This is a genomic window from Neobacillus sp. DZ-9, assembly GCF_059587065.1.
Genome location: NZ_JCAIOL010000002.1, coordinates 691,011 through 714,960, shown reverse-complemented (window position 1 = coordinate 714,960; position 23,950 = coordinate 691,011). Strand labels below are relative to the sequence as shown.

24 protein-coding genes, 1 tRNA gene and 1 pseudogene are annotated in these 23,950 nt (G+C 38.7%); 8 read left to right on the top strand and 18 right to left on the bottom strand.

The window, feature by feature from the left end; translation table 11 throughout:
* The first annotated feature begins 1,198 nt into the window (after positions 1-1,198).
* Positions 1,199-2,263 (top strand): site-specific integrase, encoded by a 1,065-nt coding sequence (locus AC59HZ_RS08070; RefSeq protein WP_496545290.1) that lies wholly within the window; start codon positions 1,199-1,201, stop codon positions 2,261-2,263.
* Between the two features lie 167 nt (positions 2,264-2,430).
* On the opposite strand, the gene AC59HZ_RS08065 is transcribed toward AC59HZ_RS08070, so the two are convergent.
* A tRNA-Sec gene (locus AC59HZ_RS08065) sits at positions 2,431-2,527 on the bottom strand.
* Between the two features lie 210 nt (positions 2,528-2,737).
* Between AC59HZ_RS08065 and AC59HZ_RS08060 the strand changes: the two genes are divergently transcribed.
* Complete coding sequence (locus AC59HZ_RS08060) at positions 2,738-3,163, top strand: DUF2621 domain-containing protein (protein ID WP_496545289.1); 426 nt, start codon at positions 2,738-2,740, stop codon at positions 3,161-3,163.
* Between the two features lie 84 nt (positions 3,164-3,247).
* On the opposite strand, the gene AC59HZ_RS08055 is transcribed toward AC59HZ_RS08060, so the two are convergent.
* From AC59HZ_RS08055 to AC59HZ_RS08045, 3 genes are all read right to left on the bottom strand, one after another.
* Positions 3,248-4,474 carry a L,D-transpeptidase gene (locus AC59HZ_RS08055; RefSeq protein ID WP_496545288.1) on the bottom strand — a complete coding sequence of 409 codons (1,227 nt, stop codon included), beginning with the start codon at positions 4,472-4,474 and terminating at the stop codon, positions 3,248-3,250.
* A 186-nt stretch (positions 4,475-4,660) separates the two neighbouring features.
* Positions 4,661-5,128, bottom strand: a complete 468-nt coding sequence (locus AC59HZ_RS08050) for a CcdC family protein (RefSeq protein WP_496545287.1) — start codon at positions 5,126-5,128, stop codon at positions 4,661-4,663.
* 80 nt (positions 5,129-5,208) lie between these two features.
* Positions 5,209-5,916, bottom strand: coding sequence for a cytochrome c biogenesis CcdA family protein (locus AC59HZ_RS08045; RefSeq protein WP_496545286.1), 708 nt, complete (start codon positions 5,914-5,916; stop codon positions 5,209-5,211).
* 278 nt (positions 5,917-6,194) lie between these two features.
* Between AC59HZ_RS08045 and AC59HZ_RS08040 the strand changes: the two genes are divergently transcribed.
* Positions 6,195-6,371: a Spo0E family sporulation regulatory protein-aspartic acid phosphatase gene (locus AC59HZ_RS08040; protein WP_496545285.1), complete on the top strand. Its 177-nt coding sequence runs from the start codon at positions 6,195-6,197 to the stop codon at positions 6,369-6,371.
* Between the two features lie 38 nt (positions 6,372-6,409).
* Here the strand turns inward: AC59HZ_RS08040 and AC59HZ_RS08035 are convergent, their stop codons facing one another.
* The 3 genes from AC59HZ_RS08035 to AC59HZ_RS08025 all read right to left on the bottom strand — a co-directional run bounded on the left by AC59HZ_RS08035 (position 6,410) and on the right by AC59HZ_RS08025 (position 10,469).
* Positions 6,410-8,206: an ABC transporter ATP-binding protein gene (locus AC59HZ_RS08035; RefSeq protein ID WP_496545284.1), complete on the bottom strand. Its 1,797-nt coding sequence runs from the start codon at positions 8,204-8,206 to the stop codon at positions 6,410-6,412.
* Position 8,207: 1 nt separating this feature from the next.
* The gene (locus AC59HZ_RS08030; protein WP_496545283.1) at positions 8,208-9,959 is read right to left on the bottom strand and encodes an ABC transporter transmembrane domain-containing protein; all 1,752 of its coding nucleotides are present in this window, start codon (positions 9,957-9,959) and stop codon (positions 8,208-8,210) included.
* A gap of 186 nt (positions 9,960-10,145) precedes the next feature.
* The gene (locus tag AC59HZ_RS08025) at positions 10,146-10,469 is read right to left on the bottom strand and encodes a hypothetical protein (protein WP_496545282.1); all 324 of its coding nucleotides are present in this window, start codon (positions 10,467-10,469) and stop codon (positions 10,146-10,148) included.
* A gap of 290 nt (positions 10,470-10,759) precedes the next feature.
* On the opposite strand from AC59HZ_RS08025, the gene AC59HZ_RS08020 reads away from it, so the two are divergent.
* From AC59HZ_RS08020 to AC59HZ_RS08010, 3 genes are all read left to right on the top strand, one after another.
* Positions 10,760-11,098: an ArsR/SmtB family transcription factor gene (locus AC59HZ_RS08020; RefSeq protein ID WP_496545281.1), complete on the top strand. Its 339-nt coding sequence runs from the start codon at positions 10,760-10,762 to the stop codon at positions 11,096-11,098.
* A 19-nt stretch (positions 11,099-11,117) separates the two neighbouring features.
* Positions 11,118-11,606 carry an SRPBCC domain-containing protein gene (locus tag AC59HZ_RS08015; protein WP_496545280.1) on the top strand — a complete coding sequence of 163 codons (489 nt, stop codon included), beginning with the start codon at positions 11,118-11,120 and terminating at the stop codon, positions 11,604-11,606.
* A gap of 150 nt (positions 11,607-11,756) precedes the next feature.
* Entirely contained in the window at positions 11,757-12,110 is a 354-nt protein-coding gene (locus AC59HZ_RS08010; protein ID WP_496545279.1) for a DUF898 family protein, read from the top strand.
* Positions 12,111-12,374: 264 nt separating this feature from the next.
* Here AC59HZ_RS08010 and AC59HZ_RS08005 read toward each other — a convergent pair whose 3' ends face one another.
* The 7 genes from AC59HZ_RS08005 to yneA form a co-directional block, all read right to left on the bottom strand.
* Positions 12,375-12,590, bottom strand: coding sequence for a YneF family protein (locus tag AC59HZ_RS08005; protein ID WP_430071907.1), 216 nt, complete (start codon positions 12,588-12,590; stop codon positions 12,375-12,377).
* A gap of 76 nt (positions 12,591-12,666) precedes the next feature.
* Positions 12,667-13,107 carry a sporulation inhibitor of replication protein SirA gene (sirA, locus tag AC59HZ_RS08000; RefSeq protein WP_496545278.1) on the bottom strand — a complete coding sequence of 147 codons (441 nt, stop codon included), beginning with the start codon at positions 13,105-13,107 and terminating at the stop codon, positions 12,667-12,669.
* Between the two features lie 191 nt (positions 13,108-13,298).
* Positions 13,299-14,576 carry a M48 family metallopeptidase gene (locus AC59HZ_RS07995; RefSeq protein ID WP_496545277.1) on the bottom strand — a complete coding sequence of 426 codons (1,278 nt, stop codon included), beginning with the start codon at positions 14,574-14,576 and terminating at the stop codon, positions 13,299-13,301.
* 189 nt (positions 14,577-14,765) lie between these two features.
* On the bottom strand, positions 14,766-16,772 hold the full coding sequence (gene tkt, locus AC59HZ_RS07990) for a transketolase (RefSeq protein ID WP_496545276.1): 2,007 nt from the start codon (positions 16,770-16,772) through the stop codon (positions 14,766-14,768).
* A gap of 179 nt (positions 16,773-16,951) precedes the next feature.
* Positions 16,952-17,182, bottom strand: a complete 231-nt coding sequence (locus AC59HZ_RS07985; RefSeq protein ID WP_496545275.1) for a DUF896 domain-containing protein — start codon at positions 17,180-17,182, stop codon at positions 16,952-16,954.
* Between the two features lie 81 nt (positions 17,183-17,263).
* Positions 17,264-17,911: a YneB family resolvase-like protein gene (locus tag AC59HZ_RS07980; protein ID WP_496545274.1), complete on the bottom strand. Its 648-nt coding sequence runs from the start codon at positions 17,909-17,911 to the stop codon at positions 17,264-17,266.
* A gap of 5 nt (positions 17,912-17,916) precedes the next feature.
* Positions 17,917-18,240, bottom strand: a complete 324-nt coding sequence (yneA, locus tag AC59HZ_RS07975; RefSeq protein WP_496545273.1) for a cell division suppressor protein YneA — start codon at positions 18,238-18,240, stop codon at positions 17,917-17,919.
* Between the two features lie 159 nt (positions 18,241-18,399).
* On the opposite strand from yneA, the gene lexA reads away from it, so the two are divergent.
* Both lexA and AC59HZ_RS07965 read left to right on the top strand, forming a co-directional pair.
* Positions 18,400-19,023 (top strand): transcriptional repressor LexA, encoded by a 624-nt coding sequence (gene lexA / locus AC59HZ_RS07970; RefSeq protein ID WP_496545272.1) that lies wholly within the window; start codon positions 18,400-18,402, stop codon positions 19,021-19,023.
* 205 nt (positions 19,024-19,228) lie between these two features.
* On the top strand, positions 19,229-19,516 hold the full coding sequence (locus AC59HZ_RS07965; RefSeq protein ID WP_496545271.1) for a DUF4257 domain-containing protein: 288 nt from the start codon (positions 19,229-19,231) through the stop codon (positions 19,514-19,516).
* Positions 19,517-19,868: 352 nt separating this feature from the next.
* Here the strand turns inward: AC59HZ_RS07965 and glnA are convergent, their stop codons facing one another.
* From glnA to AC59HZ_RS07945, 4 genes and pseudogenes are all read right to left on the bottom strand, one after another.
* On the bottom strand, positions 19,869-21,203 hold the full coding sequence (gene glnA, locus AC59HZ_RS07960; RefSeq protein WP_496545270.1) for a type I glutamate--ammonia ligase: 1,335 nt from the start codon (positions 21,201-21,203) through the stop codon (positions 19,869-19,871).
* A 32-nt stretch (positions 21,204-21,235) separates the two neighbouring features.
* Positions 21,236-21,610 carry a MerR family transcriptional regulator gene (locus AC59HZ_RS07955; RefSeq protein ID WP_496545361.1) on the bottom strand — a complete coding sequence of 125 codons (375 nt, stop codon included), beginning with the start codon at positions 21,608-21,610 and terminating at the stop codon, positions 21,236-21,238.
* Positions 21,611-22,246: 636 nt separating this feature from the next.
* Positions 22,247-23,518: a methionine gamma-lyase family protein gene (locus tag AC59HZ_RS07950; RefSeq protein ID WP_496545269.1), complete on the bottom strand. Its 1,272-nt coding sequence runs from the start codon at positions 23,516-23,518 to the stop codon at positions 22,247-22,249.
* Positions 23,519-23,532: 14 nt separating this feature from the next.
* Positions 23,533-23,950: pseudogene (locus tag AC59HZ_RS07945) on the bottom strand (GTPase HflX); the annotation flags it as partial.

Genomic DNA, 23,950 nt, shown 5'->3' with positions numbered 1-23,950 from the left:
CAGTAGACGATCACGCAATTAACAGTTTAAGGGTTTGGTTTGTTGATATTGAATATGAGGAACTAAAAAAGGAATGAAAGAGCAATGAATACGAAAAGCTTTCTGATTGTCCATCCTTTAAAACAACCTATACCTATCGAGAAGCTTTAAATGTTTTAATTAAAGGTCCTAAATATGTGGATGAAACGCAGTTAAAAAGAATGATTGAAGAAGAATTGGAGATTGAAGAGCATTGGGAGAATCGGAAGTAACACAAATGTGTGCTTACTGCGCAAAGTGGTTTCCACAAACGAAAATGCAGCAGCTTCCAGGTAGCGAGTATGGTAATTGGTATTGCAAAAAGTGTTTTCCAGAAGTATTGAGAGAACATTTGAATTTTCCTTGGAATCGAAATAAGATTTAGGAGAAAAGTATAAAAGGGCGCATTCAACAGGGCGGTAGAGGTGGAAGACGCGGATAACTTAATACGTTTATTAATACTTGATCATATAGATAAAGGCAAGCCTAAACTAGCCTGCTCGGACTGTGGGCGAACCCGAAATTTATCGGATTTGTCGACAAAAAACTTAAAAACATTATCATGGCAGGACTGCGTGGGAATCGAACCCACCAGACCTGTCACGCGGCCAAAGAAACCTACAGGCCATCAAGACTGAAACGTCATATTACCACCTTTCGCAGAATTGAAGCGGTTCTTTAGTCAATAGAGGTCAGCAGCGGCCGACGAAAATATGTTTATACATGCTTCCCAATAAGTACAATAAACTTGAATAGTCTTGCTGTTGATCGTTTTGAAATAAATAAATTGACCAAAAGTTCTTAATACACCTAGCTGCTAATCCTATTTTCCGCAGGAATAGCAGCGGTTTTTTACTAGGTAAATATCATTTTCAAGTCTTTTCTCCTATAATCTCCAACCACTTTTCTTACTTCTTTGGTCTCTGTATTTACCACCCACAGTTTGAGGAGTTGTTTCCCTACTTATATTAGAAAAAACTTGGTATTTTCCATATTTCCCTATACATGGACCACCATCAGTTTCTGTTTCCACATAAGAAGCCCTTCTTTTTTGGGCCATAATAAATCAGTTTAAATAAAAGCAAAATGACACCATCTATATTTGCCAATATCCTAATATCCAATTATTATACAATTAGGTGCAGATATGCTTGGTGTCTCCTAAGTGGAGGAGAATAGAATGGGTGGTTACCCGAAAAAAGATAAGAATGGAACATATTATTTTGTTTTAGAAGCAGGTAAAGATTCAAATGGCAATCGTAAAAGAATAAAGAGAAGAGGCTTTAAGAAAATGAGTGAGGCCAAATCAGCTATGGCAGAGCTGATGCTCGAACTAAAAAGTGGATATTCTTTTAATAAAGAAAAATTGGCATTAGGAGCTTACTTAGATTATTGGATTGAAAACTATGTAAGGACAAACCTAAAGCCTAAAACTATCGCCGAATATGAGAAGATTATCAAAACCCATCTTCAACCATCTTTAGGACACATCATGCTGATTGAACTTAAGAGCACTCAGCTTCAAAACTACTATAAAGAAAAATTAGAAGTTTTGTCCGCTCAATCAGTGACACATCACCATCGTGTCCTTTCGAAAGCTTTAAATGACGCGATTGATTGGGAATTCATCAGCAAAAACGTGGCAAAAGGGGCAAAACCACCTAAACCAGGCAAACGAGAAATGAAGACTCATAGTGCCGAACAGCTGAATGTATTGCTGAAAATCGCTAAGGAAAAAACACCGGTGTATTTTCCCGTAATCTATGCCGCAGCTCACACCGGAATGAGGAAAAGCGAATTAATGGGATTGACCTGGGAAAACGTGGATTTTAAAGCTGAGAAGTTCTATATCAGGCAAACTATTACCGAAGCAAATGGAAAATATTTCTTCAATCCAATTCCCAAAAATGAGAGACCTAGAGGAATAAGGTTAACTATCGAACTGACAAAGTTAATGGTTAAACTAAAAGAAGAGCATGATCATCGAAGAAAAATCCTTGGCGAAACATTTAACCCACATAATTTGGTCTTTTGCAACTCAAAAGGAAATATTATGATACCCTCTGAATTATCGAGAGCGTTTAAGAGAGCATTGAAAGCAGCCAACCTTCCTGACATCCGGTTCCATGATTTGCGGCATTCCCATGCAACAATGTTGCTTAAGTGTACATTCCAAAGTAGTCAGCGAACGATTAGGACACTCCAAAATTCAAGTTACATTGGATACTTATTCTCATGTAACTGATTCCATTGAAGGCATCGCAGTAGATCACTTAAATGGATTGCTTGAATAAATATCAAGGGCACCAAAATGTGAAAGGCACCATTTGGGCACCAATCAATAAAAAAAGACCGAGTGCCCTCTGGTCTATGTACAACAGGTATTCGTTAGAACCCTTGATATGATTGAGTTGGCGGGACTGCGTGGGAATCGAACCCACCAGACCTGGCACGCAGGTCTCAAGCAGTTTTGAAGACTGTGGAGGACACCAGTACCCCATTCAGCCCCATTTCTTAATCTATTATTCCTAATTATAATACATTGGTATATTGTATTTTACAATAGAATTACTTTATTTGTCACTTTTTCGACAACCATTTGGTCCTTCACTTTTCTCGCTCCATTATTAATACCACGCTGTTAAAAGGCGTTAACTTGTCATTATTATCAAAAACATACTATAATAAGTTGAAAAATAGTTTTTTGTAGGTGAATAATATGCTACATGGTTGGTTTTTATGGTTTATCCTTTTCTGGGTCGTTTTCCTGGTTGGTTCGTTTGCCATCGGCGGATATTTTATGTTTCGAAAGTTTTTAAAAAAGATGCCGAAGGAAGATGGCAAATCCGTTATGGATTGGGAAGAACATTATGTAAATGAAACACGTCATTTGTGGAGTGGTGACGAGAAAGCCCTTCTGGAAGATTTGGTCAGTCCGGTTCCCGAACTTTTCCGTGATGTGGCGAGGCATAAAATTGCCGGTAAAATTGGCGAAATAGCTTTAAAAGAAAATGCTGCTAAAGTTACCGAAGAACTGGTCATCAGAGGTTATATACTAGCAACACCCAAACGAGATCATAAATTTTTGCGTAAAAAATTGTTTGAAAATAGAATCGATGTTGCGCCATATGACCACTTATTCTAAGCCGTTCCATTCGAGAACGGTTTTTATTTTGACCATAAAAATTGCCCTGACAGCATAGCTGCCAGGACACAATTCATTTGCATTTCATTGAATTCCAGCCATATCCGGACTAATATGGAGATAATACCTTGAACCTTCAAAGCTCAACCAGCTTGATACCAATCCATCATTATTGCCAAGATAATATCTTTTCCCTAAAAATGTTACCCAACCGTTCTGTATGGGCTCCGTATTTTCATAGAATTTAAACTGGCTCATGACGGGTGTTACAACCGTGTTTATCACACCATTAGCGTCTTGATAATACCATTTACCATTAAAATTAAACCAGCCTGTATCCATTGCTCCGCTCTGATTGAGATAATACCATTTGTCTTCGGCTTGCACCCAACCTGTTTTCAAGACACCGTCATAATCGAGATAATAGCTTTTTTCACCTAAAGACAGCCAGCCGGTTTTCATCTCTCCAGTTTTCGGATCAAGATAAAACCACTTGACATTCTCATCAAACCACCCTGTTTTCATCACGCCTGTTTGATCAAAGTAATATCTCTTGCCGCTTTCTTCTACCCAGCCCGTTTGCCTGACCCCTTTTCCATCCAGATAATAAGTCTTGCCGTCAAGAGACAGCCAACCAGTCTTCATAACTCCCTTATTATCAAAATAATACGATTTGCCGTTAACGGACTGCCAGCCAATTTTTACCGTCCCATTTGTATAATAATAGGTTTTACCGTTCGTCTCTACCCAGCCATTAAGCGGTGCAGGATTCTCATTTTCTATTCCACCAGATGCAGGAACGCTTACACCATAACCATTCGCTTGTGCAATCGTGTCGAAGCTGCTGTTCGAATAGGTGATGACCACCGTTGTATACATTTGGACCTGGCTAAACAGCCAGCGTACTTCCTCATTATGCATTCGGACACAGCCGTGACTGACATATTTACCAATCGAATTTTCATTATTATTTCCATGTATCCCGTAGGTTGTGCCATATGTACCTCTGGCCTCTAGCCCCATCCAGCGGTTTCCTAATGGATTTCGGGGATCCCCTCCGGCTATATGTTCTTTATAGTAGGGCCGATTGATGATCTTGTTGACAATCCTAAATTTCCCTTCTGGCGTCAAATCTCTTGTTTTTCCCGTTGCCACTTTAAAGGTTTTAACCAAATGACCGCCATCATAAAAGGCAAGCGTATTCGTCCTTTTATTAATAATAATGAACTGGGAATTGCCGCTAGCTTCAATCGGGGTAGCGTGTAACACAAGGCCTAGTAACAGAACAAAAATAACCGATAATTTTCTCAATGGTATCTCCCCAATCACGTAGTCATCCATAAAACACATGAGATATCGGAGGATTCTGTTAAACCATCACATGACATTGTAACACTTGAATACAAAAAAATAAGCTTAATAATTTTTATTAAGCGATTTCTCTTTATATTCATTAGGAGGGAATTAAAAAAACACTGATTCGAGAAGAATCAGTGTTTATCCATGTAATTGCTTATGGAGTTTTTTATAATCCCGATACATAGCCACACGCCATGGCACGATCATGCTGAAGGCAAGTAGGAAGAACATGCCGCTAAGCTGGCCAATATCAATTGTACTGCTTAAGATGGTTTTTAAAACAACGCGGACCACTAATAATCCGACTAAAATAAATATAAACGCCTTTGATCTCTTTAAATAAATGTCATTGTCGCGAATTTCAAATTGTGAGGTTTTAACCAACAATATGGAAAAAAGCATTCCGACGATGACAGCTTCTAAAATTTCCATCGGTGTTAACCGAAATTGCGGAGACAAGTACATTAGGGCACCGCTGGACATGAAAAAAGGCGGCAGAATAATCTTTTTAAGATTTGTGGGTTTGTTCGCTGCCTTCATCCGTATGAATAAGACAAAAAAGCCCATAAAAACTGCTCCGATTGAAGAAACAACAACGTAGTTCATTGGATTCTCTTCCTTATCTAAGAATTTACTTACATATTATACAACAGAATATAAAAATTGAACAAAATTTAATGTAAATTTTAGAATCCAGTAAAGCCCCCAAATAGTCCGGAGAAGAGGGTAATGATTTTGGTCATCCAGTCAAAGAATAGGACGATCCCCATGACAATCATGATATAGCCGCCAATCTTCATAATCTTGCCGCTGTTCTTTTTAATCCATTTCATTCGTCCGACAAAGAATGAGAGGATTAGAAACGGAATCGCGAAGCCCAGTGAATAGGCCAGCATATATAAAACTCCTGAACTAGGGTTTGTTGCCGCAAGGGAAATGACAATTGAAAGAATAGGACCCGTACAAGGTGTCCAGCCTGCAGCAAAGGCCATCCCGATTAAAATGGAGCCAAAGTAACCCGCTGGACGATTTTTAAACTCGAAACGGCGGTCCTTCATCAAAATATCTGGTTTAAATACTCCAACGATAACAAGTCCGAAGAAAACAATAAAAATGCCGCCAAGCTCACGAATGAGATCTTTATACGATAAGAAAAAGCTGCCAAGGAAGGATGTCCCAAAGCCGATGGCAATAAAAATAATCGAAAATCCTAATAGGAAAAACAGTGTGTGAAGCAGGCTTCGTTTTTGCAGTAAAGCATTTTCACTCTGCAATTCCCCTACCGACATTCCAGTGATGTACGATAAAAAGGCGGGATAAAGCGGCAGGCAGCATGGTGAAATAAAGCTCAAAAATCCCGCACCTAAAGCTAAAAATATATTTACGTCTGACATATTAACACTCCCACTATAGTCGATACCCTTTCATTCTAACAAAACTTTCACCTAAAAGATAATGATTATCATGAATATTTTGTGACTCTACTCATTCTATTTTCTTTCAAGATACTCCCATTTTTTTGAAGATATGTCTAAATTGATTGGATAATTTCTTACAATTTCCTTTGAAATTATTTACATCATAGGTTATACTAGTAAAACAATGCCTTTTGGTAGTTTAGTATTATATTTCTACCAAAAAAATTGGAGATTATCCGGAAAGGAACTCGGCCGTGATCAAACAAGATTTAGTAGCCTTAATTGAAAAAAAGCGAGCTGAATTAATTCAAGTTGCGATCACCAACGGCTTGACCTCCTCCGTTGCTATTCGCTACAGTCAAGAGCTAGACAATCTATTAAATGAATATAATCGAATGTATATAAAGAAAGTATCACACTCTTCTTTTTAAATCATGCAAAAAGCCTGGCATCACGCCAGGCTTTTTTTCTATAGATTCATTACATCCTCATATTTTTCCACTATCCCATTTTGCAGAAGGAACATTTTGTGATACAAGCCGCCTAGAGCCAGCAGCTCTTGATGCGTGCCCCGCTCTACGATTTCACCTTGATGCAGAACAAGAATGAGATCAGCATCCTGGATAGTAGATAAGCGGTGGGCAATCGCAATGGTGGTTCTTCCTTTTCGCATTTTGGAAAGCGCCGTTTGAATCGCTTCTTCGGTTTCTGTATCAATATTGGCGGTTGCTTCATCCAGTACCAATATTTTCGGATTCGCGGCAATCGTCCTCGCAAAGGCGATTAGTTGTCTTTGTCCGCTTGAGAAGGTTGCGCCTCTCTCTACTACCTTATGATCGAATCCATTATCTAGTTTTTCAATGAAGGTATGGGCCTGGACAAACTTGGCCGCCTCCATTACCTGCTCATCGGTCATGTCTTGATTATGAAGGCGGATATTATCCTTGACCGTTCCATAAAACAAAAACGGATCCTGGAGGACAAGCCCCATTTTTTCACGAAGTTCCGGCTTTGTATAATGACGTATCGATTCCCCGTCAATCAAGATCTCACCCTGTTCATATTCATAGAAGCGCATCATTAAATTAATAATCGAACTTTTTCCACTTCCGGTATGACCAACGAGGGCGACTGTTTCACCTGGATTAGCGGTAAAGGAAATATTTTTTAACACATTCCGCTTACCGTCATAGGAAAAACTTAAATCTTTAAATTCAATTTTTCCCTTTTCGATTGTCTTTTCTTTTTCTTCGTTCTGAGCGGGTGCCAGCTCCTGTTCATCAAGTAATTTAAAGACACGAGAACCAGCCACAATCGCTTGCTGGTATAAGGAGAGCCTCATCATCATTTGATTCACCGGCTCAAAAAAACGGTCCAAATAATTGATAAAGGCATAGATGACACCAATTTCAATGCTGTGTCGGAAGGAAGTGATGCCGAAATAGCTTAACACAATGATAAGGGCAAAAGTATAAATCAGGTCGATGGCCGGTCTTAACAGCAATCCGTCAATTTTTATATTTTTCATTCCAGCAGTGTAGTGCTGGTTGTTAATCTCACCGAACTCATTACGCAGACGTTTTTCCTGGCGAAACACTTGAATGATCGACATTCCCTGAAGTGACTCTGCCAGCTTGGCGTTTAATTGGCTCAGCCTCTCCCGCATGGCGAGGTAGTAGCGTGCACTTAATTTTCGGTATAAAGCCATTACGTAAATTAGGATGGGAATGATGATGACGCAAAACAAGGCTAGTTTTACATTCAAAATAAACATCGCAATGAATATTCCTGACAGCAGGAAGCCGCTTTGAATAAACGTGGAAAGGACCGTTACAAACATTTCTTTAATGGCTTCCGTATCATTCGTTACCCGTGAGACAATGCTTCCGGCAGGTGTCTTATCGAAATATTTTAGGCCAAGTGCCTGCACTTTTGAAAACACATCAACACGAAGCTGCTGAATGATATAAAGGGCAATCTCCTGAAACTTCACTAACTGAAAAAATAGCAGAATCGATTTGACTATTTGGATTCCCATGTAGATGGACCCCAGGATGAGTAAGGGCTTGAACGTTAGCTTCCCTGGTGTCAAATAATCATCGATAAAAATTTTAACCAGGATTGGCAGAACGATATCTCCAATCGTAGTTAGCAGTAGTAAGATAAAGGCAATCCCGATGATTTTTTTATGCGGCTTTGTATAGGAAAGAAGACGGAATAAGATATTTCTTTGTTCCCTTTCCGAAAGCTGTACTTTCTCTTCCACATTAATGCCCCCCTTGCTCCACCAACTCTTCTAGCTGCTGGTGTAAATACATTTCTTTGTACCATCCGTCTAACTCCATGAGTTCTCCATGCGTACCTCTCTCGATAATCCTGCCATCCTCAAGAACTAGAATCAGATTGGCGTGTTGGATGGCACTCAACCGGTGTGAAGTAATGATGGTTGTTTTCCCTTCTCTGTTTTGCTTTAGTGACGAAAGGATCGCTTCCTCCGTTTTGGCATCTACCGCAGACAAGGAATCATCAAGGACCAAAACTTCTGGATTCATCAAGAGTGCTCTTGCAATGGAAATACGTTGTTTTTGTCCGCCGGATAACGACACTCCCCGTTCTCCGACGATTGTTTGATAACCATCTGTAAATTGAAGGATATCTTCATGGATATTGGCTAAGGCTGCGGCCTTTTCAATTTCCTCTTTTGCCGATGATGGATTGGTAAAGGCAATATTTTCTGCCACAGTGGCTGAAAATAAGAAATGATCCTGTGGAACATAGCCAATCGCTTCGCGTAATTTTGCAAGTTTATAGTCTTGCAGTGCTTTTTCTCCAAAAAGAATTTCCCCATGATACCCTTCAAACTCGCGAATAAGCAGCTTTAACAAAGTTGTTTTTCCTGCACCCGTTTTTCCGACAATTCCCAGTGTCTCACCTTTGTTTAAAGAGAAAGTAATATCCTTTAGGATTGGGCGTGATTCCCCTGGGTAAGTAAATTCCGCAAGTCTGTATTGAATATCTTCACATGGAATCACGTCCAGGGCCTCCTCCTTATCGGTGATTTCTACTTTTTCCCGAAGGAGAGCTGCCACCCTGTCATAGGAAGCACGGCCGCGTTCTACGATATTAAATAACCAGCCGAACGCCAGCATCGGCCAGATTAATAGCCCCAAATAGGTGGTAAACGAAATTAATTCCCCAATCGTCAGCTCGTTGTTGAGAACATATTTTGCGCCAAACACTATGGATAGGAAGAAGGAGATACCTACAATAATTGAAATGGTTGGGTCATAGAGGGAATCAATTTTTGCCACCACGATGTTTTTTTGTACAACATCTTCCGATTGTTTGCGGAAATCTTCTATATCTTCTTGCTCCTGACCAAATGTTTTGATGACTTTAATACCCGTGATACTTTCCTGGGTTTTATCGTTTAGAGATGAGAAGGCTTCCTGAGCCTTATGAAAGCTTTTATGTAACATTGTCCCGAACCAATTGGTCAAGATCGCCATAATCGGCATGGGTATCAAGCAAATCAGCGTTAATTTCCAGCTGATCGTAAACGCCATTGCGATGATGACAAATCCACCGGTTGAAAGCGAGTCAACCAGCGTTAAAACACCGGCACCAGCTGTTTGTTGAATCGCTTGAAGGTCATTTGTCGCGTGGGCCATTAAATCACCAATTCGGCTTTTTTGATAAAAGGCCGGCGACATTTTCGTAAAATGCTGAAACAAACGATCCCGTAGTATCTTGCTTAGTTTGACGGACGAACCAAAAATCATAATTCGCCAAAAATATCGTAGAACATACATCGACATACCTGTGCCTACAAGGACCAGCATCCACTGTAGCAGTAGGGATTTTGTCATCGTTCCATCGTGAATGTGGTCAGCGATAATTCCGATTACTTTTGGCGGGACCAATGTTAAAAGCGCTACCAACATTAAGAGAAAGATCCCGGATATGTATGCCTTTTTCTCCTGTTTAAAAAACCAGCCTAATTCTAAAAATACCTTCATTAAAACGCCCCCAAAGGATGTAGATAAAAATGACCATCCGACATGCTGAAGTTATATTTTATCAAATATTTGTAAAATAATAAAGATTCTTATTTTTGCAAAAAAAGAGAGGAATCCCTCTCTTCTTAATCATATTTCCAATCAAAAAAAACACTTAATAGTTGAGTGCTAAGTGTTCTTAATTCATTATTTAAATTTAGTCCAATCATACATTGTTTGCCTTTGTTTTCTAATTCTTTCAAGTTTCTTGCTTTCCACTTGTTTTTCTTTGGTAAAGTTCATGATATAACCACATTCTTCACAAATATAAGAAAATAAGTTTACTTTCTCGGGAATTCTGTTTAATGGATTGTCCTCTTCAGATTCCAAATAAATCAACACCCCTGCGTCAGTCTTAACATTCCACTTAATTTTCTCATCAAATTTTTCGTAATTGGCAGCAAAATAACCCTTTCGAAAATGTGTTCCACTACAGACAAGACATTCAATTTCACTTACATGCTTTTTCACTTCCAGCACCTCCAATAAATTTTATGAAGGTTCGCGATGTCTAATAACACCTAAACAGAAAAAGTGACATAGGTTTAATTTATAAGACTAGTATATTATCTGTGTGCTTATGCTCTTTCATCATAAATTTGTATTATTTTTGCTTATCATATTGCAAAAAAGTCCGTTAGCCAAAGTAAAGTCTGTAATGTTTGTGATATAGGCTTGTCTTAAGCATTCCTTGACAGGAATATTCCTATTTGAGTATATTTATAAAAAACATTGTTTTAAAGGAGTAGATAAAATAAGGGATGGATTATACGACAATCTTAAGCGCTCTTGCCGAGCCTAGTAGGTTACAGATTGTTGAATTACTTCGTATGGGCCCATTAACCGTGGGGGAAATAGCAGACCATCTTCATATTCGCCAGCCTCAAGCATCTAAACATCTCCGTGTATTGTATAATGCAGGAATGGTGGAATTTTCCGTAGAAGCGAATCGTCGAATCTACAATCTGAGGTCAGAGCCCTTTAAAGCCTTAGATTTATGGCTGAAAAAATACCGCGACATTTGGGAAGAAAAATTCGACAACTTGGATCGTTATTTGCAAGATCTACAAATGAGAGAAAATAAAGAGAATGAAAACTAAAATTATTGGAGGAATCACCATGTCAACTCAAATCAAAGTCACACATACTTTCAATGCTCCACGTGAACTTGTGTTTAAGGCATTGACTGAATCAGAACACCTAAAGAACTGGTGGGGGCCAAAAGGATGGGCATTCGAGGTTTCTAAATCAGATTTCCGTCCGGGCGGCGTTTTTCACTACAGCCAGAAACCTGCTGACGGCAACGTAATGTGGGTTAAATTTGTATACAGTGAAATTATTGCACCAGAGAAAATTGTTTACACTAGTTTCTTTTCTGATGAAGAAGGTAACACTGTCCGTGCACCCTTTGACGCAAATTGGCCTATGGAAACCCTGAATACCATTACTCTCACCGAGGATGAAGGAAAAACAACCCTAACAATGACTGTGGTTCCCGTATCCCCGACAGCGGATGAGATTAAAACCTTCGAGGATTCAAAAGAGATGGCTCAGGAAGGATATACCGGAACCTTTTATCAATTAGATGAATACCTACCGAAGATATAAACCGTTAAAATAACCACAGCAAAAACACCGACCACCGGTGTTTTTTGTTATTAATAACTATTCCTTCTATGCTATTTATCAAACTTTTTAAATATCAAAACGTAAAACTGGTATAATTGTACTAGATTAGAGAAATAAGGGGGAAAATATATGAGTGAAATAACAGCAAATGTGAATCAAAACTATGCTGCGCAATCGGAAGGAAAGTCTTATTTCGATGGGGGTTTACTACAATACATAGGATGGTCAATTTGTGGATGGCTTGTAACTGTCTGTACTCTAGGAATCTGCTATCCTTGGGCAATTACTATGATTTTAGGTTGGAAAACCAGGCATACTGTGATTAATGGGAGAAGATTACAATTTACTGGATCAGCAATAGGGTTATTCGGGAATTGGATTAAATGGTGGTTCTTATGTGTAATTACTTTGGGGATTTATAGTTTCTGGTTATTTATTGCAATGGAGAAATGGAAAACAAAACATACTTCTTTTGCAAATTAATTAATAGCCCTTCAGTAATGGAGGGCTATTATTCTCATCCCTACCCCTGAAGTAACTCTTTTAAGACATCATCCAATAACACAAAAAACCACCCTCCATTGGTTAAGTCTCCAATAAAAAAGTGGTTTCGGATTAGTTTGATGAAAGATTAAGCAAAAATAATACAAATTTATGATGAAAGATTCATTCAACAACAAAATGTTGTACGAAAACCTGTCCTATATTTGCTTATAATTATGTTCAAACCGTTGATACGAATGGGTTTTATTTTGATTGCTGCTTGTTCATTGCAGCCATCATTTGGTTGATCTTCTTCTGAGAAGGCTTCATACCCATTTGCATCATCATCATTTTAAGCATTTGCTCATTGATTGGCGGATTTTTCTTTAAATAGCTCATCATATATCTGCGAGCAATGAAAAATCCTAGTGCTACACCAGCGACTAATGCTAGTATACCAACTAGAATGTACATACCCATTAAACTTCCTCCTTCATGTTGTCTACCATACTACAGTGTACTAAATAAAACGGCATAAAACAATATCCTCTTGCAATTAGATTAATTTTCTTTCCTTGATTGGCTTTAACCATCCAAAGCGCTGATGTTCGAGATCAATCGCCAGAAAGGAAGATTCACATTTTCGAAGCACTTCAAAATAAGCTGTCTCTGCCTCATAGCTTCCTTGCGCCTCAACTGTTATTAAATCTTGAAAAACTTCTAATTTTGCCGTACTTAGTTTTCCACTTAATTCAATATAGTATGCACCATGATCGGCCTTAAATCCTTTAATTCTCCCCAGCTGTTTTTGAATCAGATTGTGGATTTTCAATACCTCCACTTTTTTGGTTATATAGTCAATTTGTTTTTTTGTTATAAATTGAAGCTCACCGTATGCATGTTGATGTTCCTGAAAAAGCTGATAAAACAGTCGCTCTCTTCCGAAGTAATGGGCGGCAAATTCATCTTCTATTAAATATAGTTGATATTTTCTCACACAAACCTCTCCTTCGCTGTCAACCCTTTTATTTATTATAAAAAAACAGAAACGAAACATTTGTCTTACGGCGGCAAAAACTTTCACTATTTTTGTCGATTGAGAGTTTCCTTACCAAATTTATGAATTCGGTAATATTTTTGAAATTTCCTTTTTTATTTTACAATGTTCAAAGTTTTGTAAAAATTATACTAAGCATACAAATGGAATAAATAATCTTCAATTGCTTTTTCGTGTATTTCATCCTTCATTGCTTCTAATTCTTCTGACATTTTATTTGCCTTCACTGGATCTAACGTGAAGGTACCAGGCAGGTTTTGTTTAAGAATAAATTGAATGCGGAACGTAGTTGGCGGATGAGTAGCATTTAATTGAAATTTTTCTCTTTCGGACCGTAATTTATAACGCAGCCTTTCACGATCCGGCATTTTGGATAAAGCCTTCCTATATTCACTAATTACGTTTGAAGGTGTATCATTCAAGGCAGTCTTTGATAAGGCGTGGAAATACATATCATCATAATGCACTTTTTCCAGTGCAGAAGCTTTGTGTTTGCTTCCGCATGTTTTTGCTGCTAAATAGTCCGCTAAATACTCTCCTTTTTGCGAATCTATCCAAACTAAATGAAGTAATAAGGAATATAGACAATAAGGAATAAAGGAAAGTATTTTCATGAAAGGTTTGGTTAAGAAATCTAGCAAACCAAACGGTTCATTTTGCTCCGAAGGAACTGGGTCTAATAGTGAGTACCAATCATCCAAGGTATTTAACGCGGTATGAAAATAAAATCCATAGGCTAAGTCTTTATTAGAAAAATGGCCCAGTTCGTGAGCCATTATGGAGCATCGCTCTTCGGGGCTCATAGCAGAGAAAAAAGGCAGTCCAATATTTACGATTGTTTTTCTCCTCCAGCCAATCTTCATAATGGAAGCATTATATTCCTCATTGATTATTACCCCATCAATCTTCTTCAGTCCCATAGTTTCCGCAAGGTCGTCCATTACACCATAAGTAGCTGGGAGCTTTTCACGCGGAATAATCCTATCCCCTTTTGCTAACTTAGGCACCCTCGGCCGTGTAACCCAGGCAATGCCAATAAACAAAAGCCCCCAACATATTGAGATAAAATTTGAATGATGAAAAACAAGAAGATAAATTCCTGTAATCAATATCGCAAAACTAAAAGTATGAATAATGGTAGCGAGTAGTATTGCAAGTCCATTTACAAAGGTAATGTTCAATTTCACATTTTGCTCATTCATTATTTTATTGAAAATAAATTGACCGCTTTTTTCACCTAATCGTTCATATAGTCTGTCAATTTTGGATTTCTTTTGTTTTTCTTTATTAGAGGATAAATTATATCCACATTCACACCATGTAATATAACCATTATGTATAGGAATTTTCGATTGGCATTCTGGACATTCCGTAAAGTCCTCGATTTGTTCTTTAATAACTCCACTCAAAAGCTTGTCACCTCATAAAAGCAAAATTTGCTTTTATTATATATGTTCATATTTTATTTTCATACACTTTTCTAATAATTCCCACAACTGAAAATGGATCACATTTACCTCTGCGATTACTTTATACCTTGCACTGGCTTTCAACAAAAAAAAGAACGGATATAATCCGTTCTCCTCTAAAAAATTATTTTATTTATTCAAAAGTGCTTTCACGCGGGCAACTACATTGCTTACTGTGAAGCCGTATTCTTCCATGATTTTTTCACCTGGTGCAGATGCTCCGAACTTGTCGATAGCTAATACATCGCCTTCATCACCAGTATATTTGTGCCAGCCAAAGGAAGCACCTACTTCAATACCAAGACGTTTCTTAACATTCTTAGGAAGTACGGAGTTCTTATATTCTTGAGATTGCTTTTCAAAACGATCCCATGATGGCATGCTTACAACAGAAACGTGAACACCTTCGCCTGCTAAAGCTTTTTGCGCTTCAACCGCCAGGCTTACTTCAGATCCAGTCGCAAGTAATAATGCATCTGGAGTTTCTCTTTCTGATGGAGAAACTACATAAGCACCTTTAGAAACGCCATCGTAGGCGTTAGTGTCTGTTCCCTTTAATGTCGGTAGATCTTGACGTGTTAAAACAAGTGCTGTTGGAGTGTTTTTAGATTCAACAGCCAACTTCCAAGCTGCAGCAGTTTCATTTCCATCTGCAGGACGAATGATTGACAAGCCTGGCATAGCACGTAGCGCTGCAAGTTGTTCGATTGGCTCGTGTGTTGGCCCATCTTCCCCAACCGCAATACTGTCATGAGTAAATACATATGTGACAGGCAAGCCCATTAATGACGCAAGACGAATGGCTGGACGAAGGTAATCAGAGAATACGAAGAAAGTACCTCCAAATACTTGAACTCCGCCATGAAGAGCAATACCATTCATAGCAGCACCCATCGCAAATTCACGAACGCCAAACCAGAAATTACGGCCTTCATATGAACCTGGCATATAATCTTTTGTTCCCTTGATCATCGTTTTATTGGAACCAGCAAGGTCAGCAGATCCACCAATAAAAGTAGGAAGGTTTTTAGCAATTGCATTTAAAACTTCACCAGAGGAAGCTCGGCTTGCAAGAGATTTGCCTTCACTGTAGACTGGAATATCCTTGTCCCAGCCCTCAGGAAGTTCTTGATTTAATGCTTGCTCAAGTTGATTAGCCAATTCTGGATATTCATTCTTATATTGTGCGAAAAGGTCATTCCATTCTTTTTCCTTTTTCTCACCTGTTTCCACAATTAGCTTTTGGAAGTTATCATATACTTCCTGTGGCACATGGAAATCTTCTTCGAATGTCCACTTGTATGCTTCCTTAGTTAATTTTAACTCGTCAGCACCTAGTGGTGATCCGTGAACGCCAGAAGTACCGGCACGGTTTGGAGAACCATAACCGATTACCGTTCTAACTTCGATCATAGTAGGACGATCAAGGTCACTTCTTGCTTCTTCAAGCGCATTTGCGATTTCTTCAAGATTGTTTCCATCTTCTACACGGACATACTGCCAGCCATATGATAAGAAGCGCTCTTTTACGCTTTCCGAGAAGGATTTATCCAAGTCTCCATCAAGTGAAATATCATTTGAATCATAAAGTACAACTAAGCGTCCTAATTTCAAGTGACCTGCAAGGGAAGCAGCTTCAGCAGAAACACCTTCCATTAAATCTCCGTCACCACAGATGCTGTATGTAAAATGGTTCACAAGTTCAAACTTATCTTTATTATAAACGCCTGCTACATGACGTTCTGCCATTGCCATACCGACTGCCATTGCAATACCTTGACCAAGCGGTCCAGTTGTTGCTTCGACACCTTCAGTGTGGCCGTATTCTGGGTGCCCAGGTGTTTTACTTCCCCATTGACGGAATTGCTTTAAATCTTCCATAGATAAGTTGTAACCGGATAAATGAAGCATGCTGTATAACAACGCAGAACCGTGGCCTGCAGATAATACAAAACGATCGCGGTTAAACCATTGTGGATTCTTCGGATTATGGTTCATGAAGCGAGTCCACAATGTATAGGTCATAGGTGCAGCACCCATTGGCATTCCCGGATGACCTGAGTTTGCTTTCTCAATCGCATCTATGGAAAGAGTACGAATCGAAGTAACGGATAAATCATCAATAGTATTAAACATGAATTACATCCTTTCTTCACCACTTGAATACTAGATACATTCTTAATATTATATTGCTACTGAAATTAATTCAACCAATAAACTTAATAAATGAAATTAATTTTCGCTTTGTTTCTCATTTGGACACAACGATGGTTTGTGCATATAAAAAAGGAATACAAAAAATAGTATTCCTTGAATTAATGTAGATTATTTTTCTTTCTTTCTTTAAGTTTTCCTGGTGTGACATCGTTTCCTAATGGATCAACGAACTTTGTATTGGTTAACGTTTCAAGCATGTTGGAACGAAAAGTTGCTAGATACTCACTTCTTAGTTTGGATTGCTCTTTTGCTTCTAATTCCGTTAATCCGGTTGTTTTCGCTTTCCTCGCAAGTTCATTTATTCTTGCCATTTTCTCTTTGGACAGCATTTAAACACCAACTTTCATAAAAAACTGTGTACATAGCAACTGATTTTACTAAAAAAAAGACCTTCTGACAAGGCAAAAGGTCTACTCATCTTGAGATTCCATATATTCCTGGTATCTACGATGAACGGTCGCTTTGGAAATATTATACCCAAATCCTCTTAAAACAGCGGCTATTTCATGAAAGGTTAAATTGTTCTTTCTTAATCTCACAATTTCCTCGACTGGAACTTCGATTTTTTCTCGGCCTGAAGCTTCACCAAGGTTTTTTAAATTTTTTTGGGGGCTATATCCCTGTTCGACAGCCCGTCTCATTCCACGCTTTATTTTTACATTATGGAGCTTTCGCTGGTACTCTTCCACCATACTAACAATTTTCAATACCATAGAATCCGACTCTGAAAGCTGCAATTCACCATTATGAGAAATACAATAAAGTTTAATTCCCTCTTTTAAGATACAGTGCAAAAGTGCAATTTTGGCGTTTCCCCTGCCAAGACGTGTTTCGTCTTGAATTAGAAGGGCTTGTACTTTTTTATCCTTTATCCGTTCCAAAACATGAAGGATACCATCTCTTTCAAAGTCATAGCCGCTTGCCTGTTCTTTAATAATTGAATCAATTTCAAAATGATGCTGTTTTGCAAGTTGTATTAGTTCTTCTTCTTGACGCTGTAACGAGGTTTCCTGCGTTTCCTTATTTGTGCTAACCCGGCAGTATATGATTGCATTCATCCCATTTATTCCTCAATGGCACTTGCAAATTGTGTAGTATCCGGAGCTTCGTTGCTGACTGGGATCATAATTTTATCGCCAGGGAAAATTTGATCACCCACATTTTTATTGTGCTTTTTCACCCAGCTGATAAACTCTTTATTGGATAGAGAGTGCTGGCCTGCATACTGGTCGGATAGCTCCCAGAGTGAATCTCCTTCAGAGACAGTTACTTTTATAAATTTATCCTTTTCATTGGCATTTGACTGAATAGATAAGATTAAGGCAAATGAACAGCTTATAAACATTAGAATTATAGCAAATGAGTATTGGTTCCAAATCTTTTTCATGATTAACACCTCTTAATAGAATATACGTTCGCTTTTGATAGTTTCATTATAATTCGAACGTTTGTTTGTTGTCAACTAGTTATTCGAACTTATGTTTGTATAAAATAAGCGAACATGATATAATTAAGACAACATTAACCAGGCGAGGTGCATTTTATCATGGTAAAGATATCTAAACGGCAGCAGGATATCCTGGATTTCATAAAAGGTGAGGTTAAGAGCAAGGGCTATCCTCCATCCGTACGTGAAATTGGCGAAGCGGTTGGACTTGCATCCAGTTCCACTGTACATGGCCATTTAGCTAGATTAGAAAGTAAAGGTCTTATTAGACGAGATCCAACAAAACCAAGAGCAATCGAAATTTTGGAAGTAGATGAACTTGCTCATATCCCAAGAAACAATGTAGTCAATGTTCCAATCGTTGGTAAGGTAACAGCGGGATTACCTATTACTGCCATTGAAAACGTAGAAGAATATTTTCCACTTCCGGAAAGGCTTGCACCTGCTGATGAACACGTATTTATGCTAGAAATCATGGGTGAAAGTATGATAGAGGCTGGAATTCTTGATGGAGACTATGTAATCGTTAAACAGCAGCAAACAGCGAATAATGGGGATATTGTTGTCGCGATGACAGAAGATGATGAAGCAACGTGTAAGAGATTTTTTAAAGAAAAAGATTTCATCCGGTTGCAGCCGGAAAATTCAACCATGGATCCTATTATTTTACGAAATGTTTCTATTCTTGGAAAAGTTATCGGAGTATATAGACATATTCATTAATAAAGAGTCGGCTTTCAATTGCCGACTCTTGTTTTATCAATACTAATATTGGGAAAATTTTTGATAAATAATTTTAATGATGCTTGTATTTGGAAAATTCAGTATTTTTTCCTATGCTCAAGAGTTTCCAAGTTTAGTATAATGGTAATACACCAAGATTTACCTTAGGTCCAAAAAATTCAGGCTTAAGGAGAGTGAGAAAGAAGTGTTCATTGACATTATTTTCTCGTTAGTGATTGGTGGGTCGGTTGGGATTATTGGACATGTTCGTAAGCATGGTAAAATTATTATGCCTCGGAAAACAAAAAAGTTCCTTTATCTCGGTTTTCTAGAAGAAATGCTTCTAGGTGCGGTTGCAGCCCTTCTTCTTGTTTTGTATACAGCTCCAAATTCCTATGTTGAGAATATTATTTTTTCGCTAGTTGCCGGGATTGCTGGTGATGCTGCACTCTCGGGTTTTAAATTGATCAAACAGAACAGTGATGAGAAATAAAATTTATTACAAACCAGCATCTGGATTATAGGATGCTGTTTTTTTGTGATCTTGTTTTTTTAGTTTGGATGGTTGATTGACCAAAATGCAGGAAAAAGTGCATCGAGGGTCAATGAAATAGTGTTTCATTGACCGACTTGCATGAAAATGTGTCTCTTCGGTAAATGAAAGAGCCTTTCATTGCCCAAAGTGAATGAAATAGATCTTCCAGGGTAAATGAAGTGACAGTTCATTTACCTAAATCCAAGAATCTGTGTTTCCACAGTAAATGAAACTCGCTTCCCGAATGAAGTTATCTTTTTCAACAAATAAAAAAGTCTTGACGCTATAAAAGCGACAAGACTTTCCAATCTTAATACATTGACATATACTGATCGCGTTCCCATTGGTGAACGACGGTACGGAACATATCCCATTCGATCTCTTTTGCTTCTACAAAGTGTTCTAAGATGTGCTCGCCAAGACCAGCTATGATTACTTCGTCTGATTTTAATAGGTCTAAAGCTTGAGCTAGAGTTGCAGGCAGATCGATAATGCCTTCTTCTATTCTTTCTTCCTTGCTCATTACATAAATGTTACGGTCAACTGGTGCAGGAGGAGTTAACTTATTCTTAATTCCATCTAGGCCAGCTTTTAGCAGAACAGCCATCGCAAGGTAAGGGTTTGCAGCTGGGTCAACGCTTCGTACTTCAACACGTGTGCTTAGTCCACGTGATGCTGGAATACGAATTAATGGTGAACGGTTTTGTGCAGACCAAGCAACATAACATGGTGCTTCATAGCCAGGAACAAGACGCTTATAAGAGTTTACAGTTGGATTTGTAACTGCCGTAAATCCAGGTGCATGTTTTAAGATACCAGCAATGAACTGACGTGCAGTATCGCTCATTTGAAGGTCGCCAGTTGGCTCGAAGAAGGCATTTTCCCCATTTTTAAATAAGGAAAGGTTCATATGCATTCCAGAACCATTTACTCCGAATAAAGGTTTTGGCATGAAAGTAGCGTGTAAACCGTGTTTACGGGCAATTGTTTTTACAACCAGCTTAAATGTTTGGATTTGGTCACAGGCTGTTAAAGCATCGGCATATTTGAAATCGATTTCGTGCTGACCTGGCGCTACTTCGTGGTGAGAAGCTTCAATTTCAAAGCCCATTTCCTCTAATTCAAGAACGATATCGCGGCGGCAGTTTTCTCCTAAATCGGTTGGAGCTAAGTCAAAGTAGCCTCCTTGGTCGTTCAATTCTAAAGTAGGCTCACCTTTTTGGTCCAATTTAAATAGGAAGAATTCTGGCTCAGGTCCGAGGTTAAAGTTAGTGAAACCAAGGTCTTCCATTTCCTTCAACACTCTTCTTAAGTTATTACGAGGGTCACCTTCAAAAGGTTTTCCTTCTGGAGTGTAGATATCACAGATTAAACGGGCAACTTTTCCTTTTTCTGCGGTCCATGGGAAAACCACCCATGTATTTAAATCAGGATATAACTGCATATCAGATTCTTCAATACGTACGAAACCTTCGATTGAAGATCCGTCGAACATCATTTTGTTATCAAGTGCTTTTTCTAATTGACTAATAGGAATCTCAACGTTTTTAATTGTTCCTAGAATGTCAGTGAATTGTAGGCGAATAAATTTAACATTTTCTTCTTTTGCAAGACGTTGAATATCTTCTCTTGAATACTTTGGCATTTTTCAATCCCCCTAAATTTTCATAAAAAATTTTAATGGAAAAAGCGTGACATATCACCTTGACGAAGTGAGGAACGATTTAATCTATTTGAATGAATCAATTCGTTTCGCAGCATTTTTCTTAACTGATCATCTGTTAACTCGCGCTTCGCCTTTTCGGCATGTTGCTCAAGAACATTTGCTTGTTCTTGTTTGACCAAGAATAGCTGCTTGATTCCTGCCATATTGACTCCTTGATCAATTAAATCTTTCACTTCTAAAAGCCTATCAATATCATTCAAACTAAATAGCCGTCTATTTCCCTCAGTTCTTGCTGGAGAAATCAACTGGTGTTCTTCATAATACCGGATTTGCCTTGCTGTCAGCTCTGTTAGCTGCATGACAGTTCCGATGGGAAACAGCGGCATGGAACGGCGAATTTCCTTTCCACTCACCAAATTTCTCCTCCCTTACTATCTATCATATTGTTATTATATTTGACGTTAGATAATATGTCAATCTCATGTAAGAAAATCTAACATAGTTTTTAAATTATAATTAAAGTTAAGTCTGCGGAACCGTTTTAATTACAATATTTTGATTTATTGGGGTTTGACGAGCAATAGTACCTTCGCACAATTACCGTTTTGGTGTTTTTTCAGCGCGAACACGCATTAGGAACCTCTACTAATTACCGGCTTGGCGTTTTTTCCGCCCTTAAGGTCATTAAGAACCTCTCCTAATTACCATCCTGATGGTTTTCCCCACTAAAGGGCATTAAGAACCTCTCCTAATTACCATCCTGATGGTTTTTCCCCTCTAAAGGGCATTAGAAACCTCTGCTAATTACCATCCTGATGGTTTTTCACCTCTAAAGGGCATTAGGAACCTCACCTAATTACCATCCTAATGGTTTTTCCCCTCTTAAGGGCATTAAGAACCTCTCCTAATTACCATCCTGATGGTTTTCCCCCACTAAAGGGCATTAGGAACCTCTACTAATTACCGTCGAGGTTCATTCTTAGGCCTGACTCATTTACCTGCTGACCTTCTTGTATATTTTCCTACTTCAGTTCAATTAATCCTTTTTCGATTAATTGATCAATAGCTAGACATACGGCCATTTTTACATGGGCATAGGTTAATCCGCCCTGAACATAGGCCACATATGGCGGTCTGATTGGGCCATCTGCTGTCAGTTCAATACTTGCTCCCTGGATGAAGGTTCCCGCAGCCATAATCACATCATCTTCATACCCAGGCATATAGCTTGGGTGTGCGGTAACGTATGAATTAATCGGGGAGGCAAATTGAATAGCTTGGCAAAAGGCGACCATTTTATCGCGATCATCAAATTGGACTGATTGAATTAAATCTGTCCGCCTCGCATCCCACTTCGGTGATGAATTCATTCCCAATTTTTCAAGCGTGGCAGCTGTAAAAACGGCTCCCTTTAGTGCTTGAGCTACCACGTGTGGGGCTAAAAAGAAACCCTGATACATTTCCTGCAGGCTATATAAAGAAGCCCCTGCTTCGGCTCCAATTCCAGGGGATGTCATCCGGTAGGAGCAAGCCTCGACCCAGTTCTTCTTGCCAACAATGTATCCTCCTGTTTTCACGATGCCGCCGCCAGGATTTTTTATTAGAGAACCGGCCATCAGATCTGCCCCAACATGGCAAGGTTCCAACTCTTCAACAAATTCGCCGTAACAATTATCAACAAACACCACGACGTCTTGTTTGATTTCTTTTACAAACGCAATCATCTCACCTATCTCAGCCACAGTGAATGACGGCCTTGTCGCATAGCCTTTGGAGCGTTGAATCCCAATCATTTTTGTGCTCGGTTTGATTTTCTTGGCCACTTCATCCCAATCAATCCCGCCCTCATTGGTCAAGGAAACACTATCATAGGAAATGCCAAATTCCTTTAAGGAACCGACACCATTCCCGCGAATCCCAACGATTTCTTCTAGCGTATCATATGGTTTACCTGTTATATATAGAAGTTCATCACCTGGACGAAGGACTCCAAATAACGCAATCGATATCGCATGAGTGCCGGATATGATTTGCGGACGGACAAGACCTGCTTCACCGCCAAATACATCCGCGTATATGGATTCCAAAGTATCTCTGCCAATATCATCGTACCCATATCCGGTGGACGGGATAAAATGCGAGTCACTTACCCTGTGTTTTTGATAGCTTTTTAGAACGCATAATTGATTGATTTCCGCTCTTTCGTCGATTTCTTTGTGTACCCCAGCGATTTGCTGTTCTACTTTTTGGACAAGCGGTTGAAGCTTTTCCCCATTAGTTAACTGTTGAAACATGGTGTAACTCCTATCTACAATTTATATTTCAGTAACTGTCCTGTTATTTGATGGTCGTTTAATGTATAGCCCTTGCATCGATACAACTGGTCTTCTTCATCAAAGGACAACTCTTTTAAAATTGTCTCATTTTTTAATTGTGAAAGAAGCTTTCCTTCTGTTGAAGGAACCTTCACCTCATAAGCATCCATCATTTCGATGATGTTCTTTTCCATTTTTACCTTTAGGGCTTGACGGTCTTCTTTATTAAATGCACTAATAAAAGCCGTCGGCGTGTCCGCTGTGGGAACAAAATCCGGATGCTGAATATCTTTTTTATTGTATACCGTTAACTGCGGGATATCTTTTACATCCAGTTCCTCGAGCAGCTTATTAACCGTTTTTTCGTGATGAAAATAATCCTGATTCGACATATCCACAACATGAAGAAGC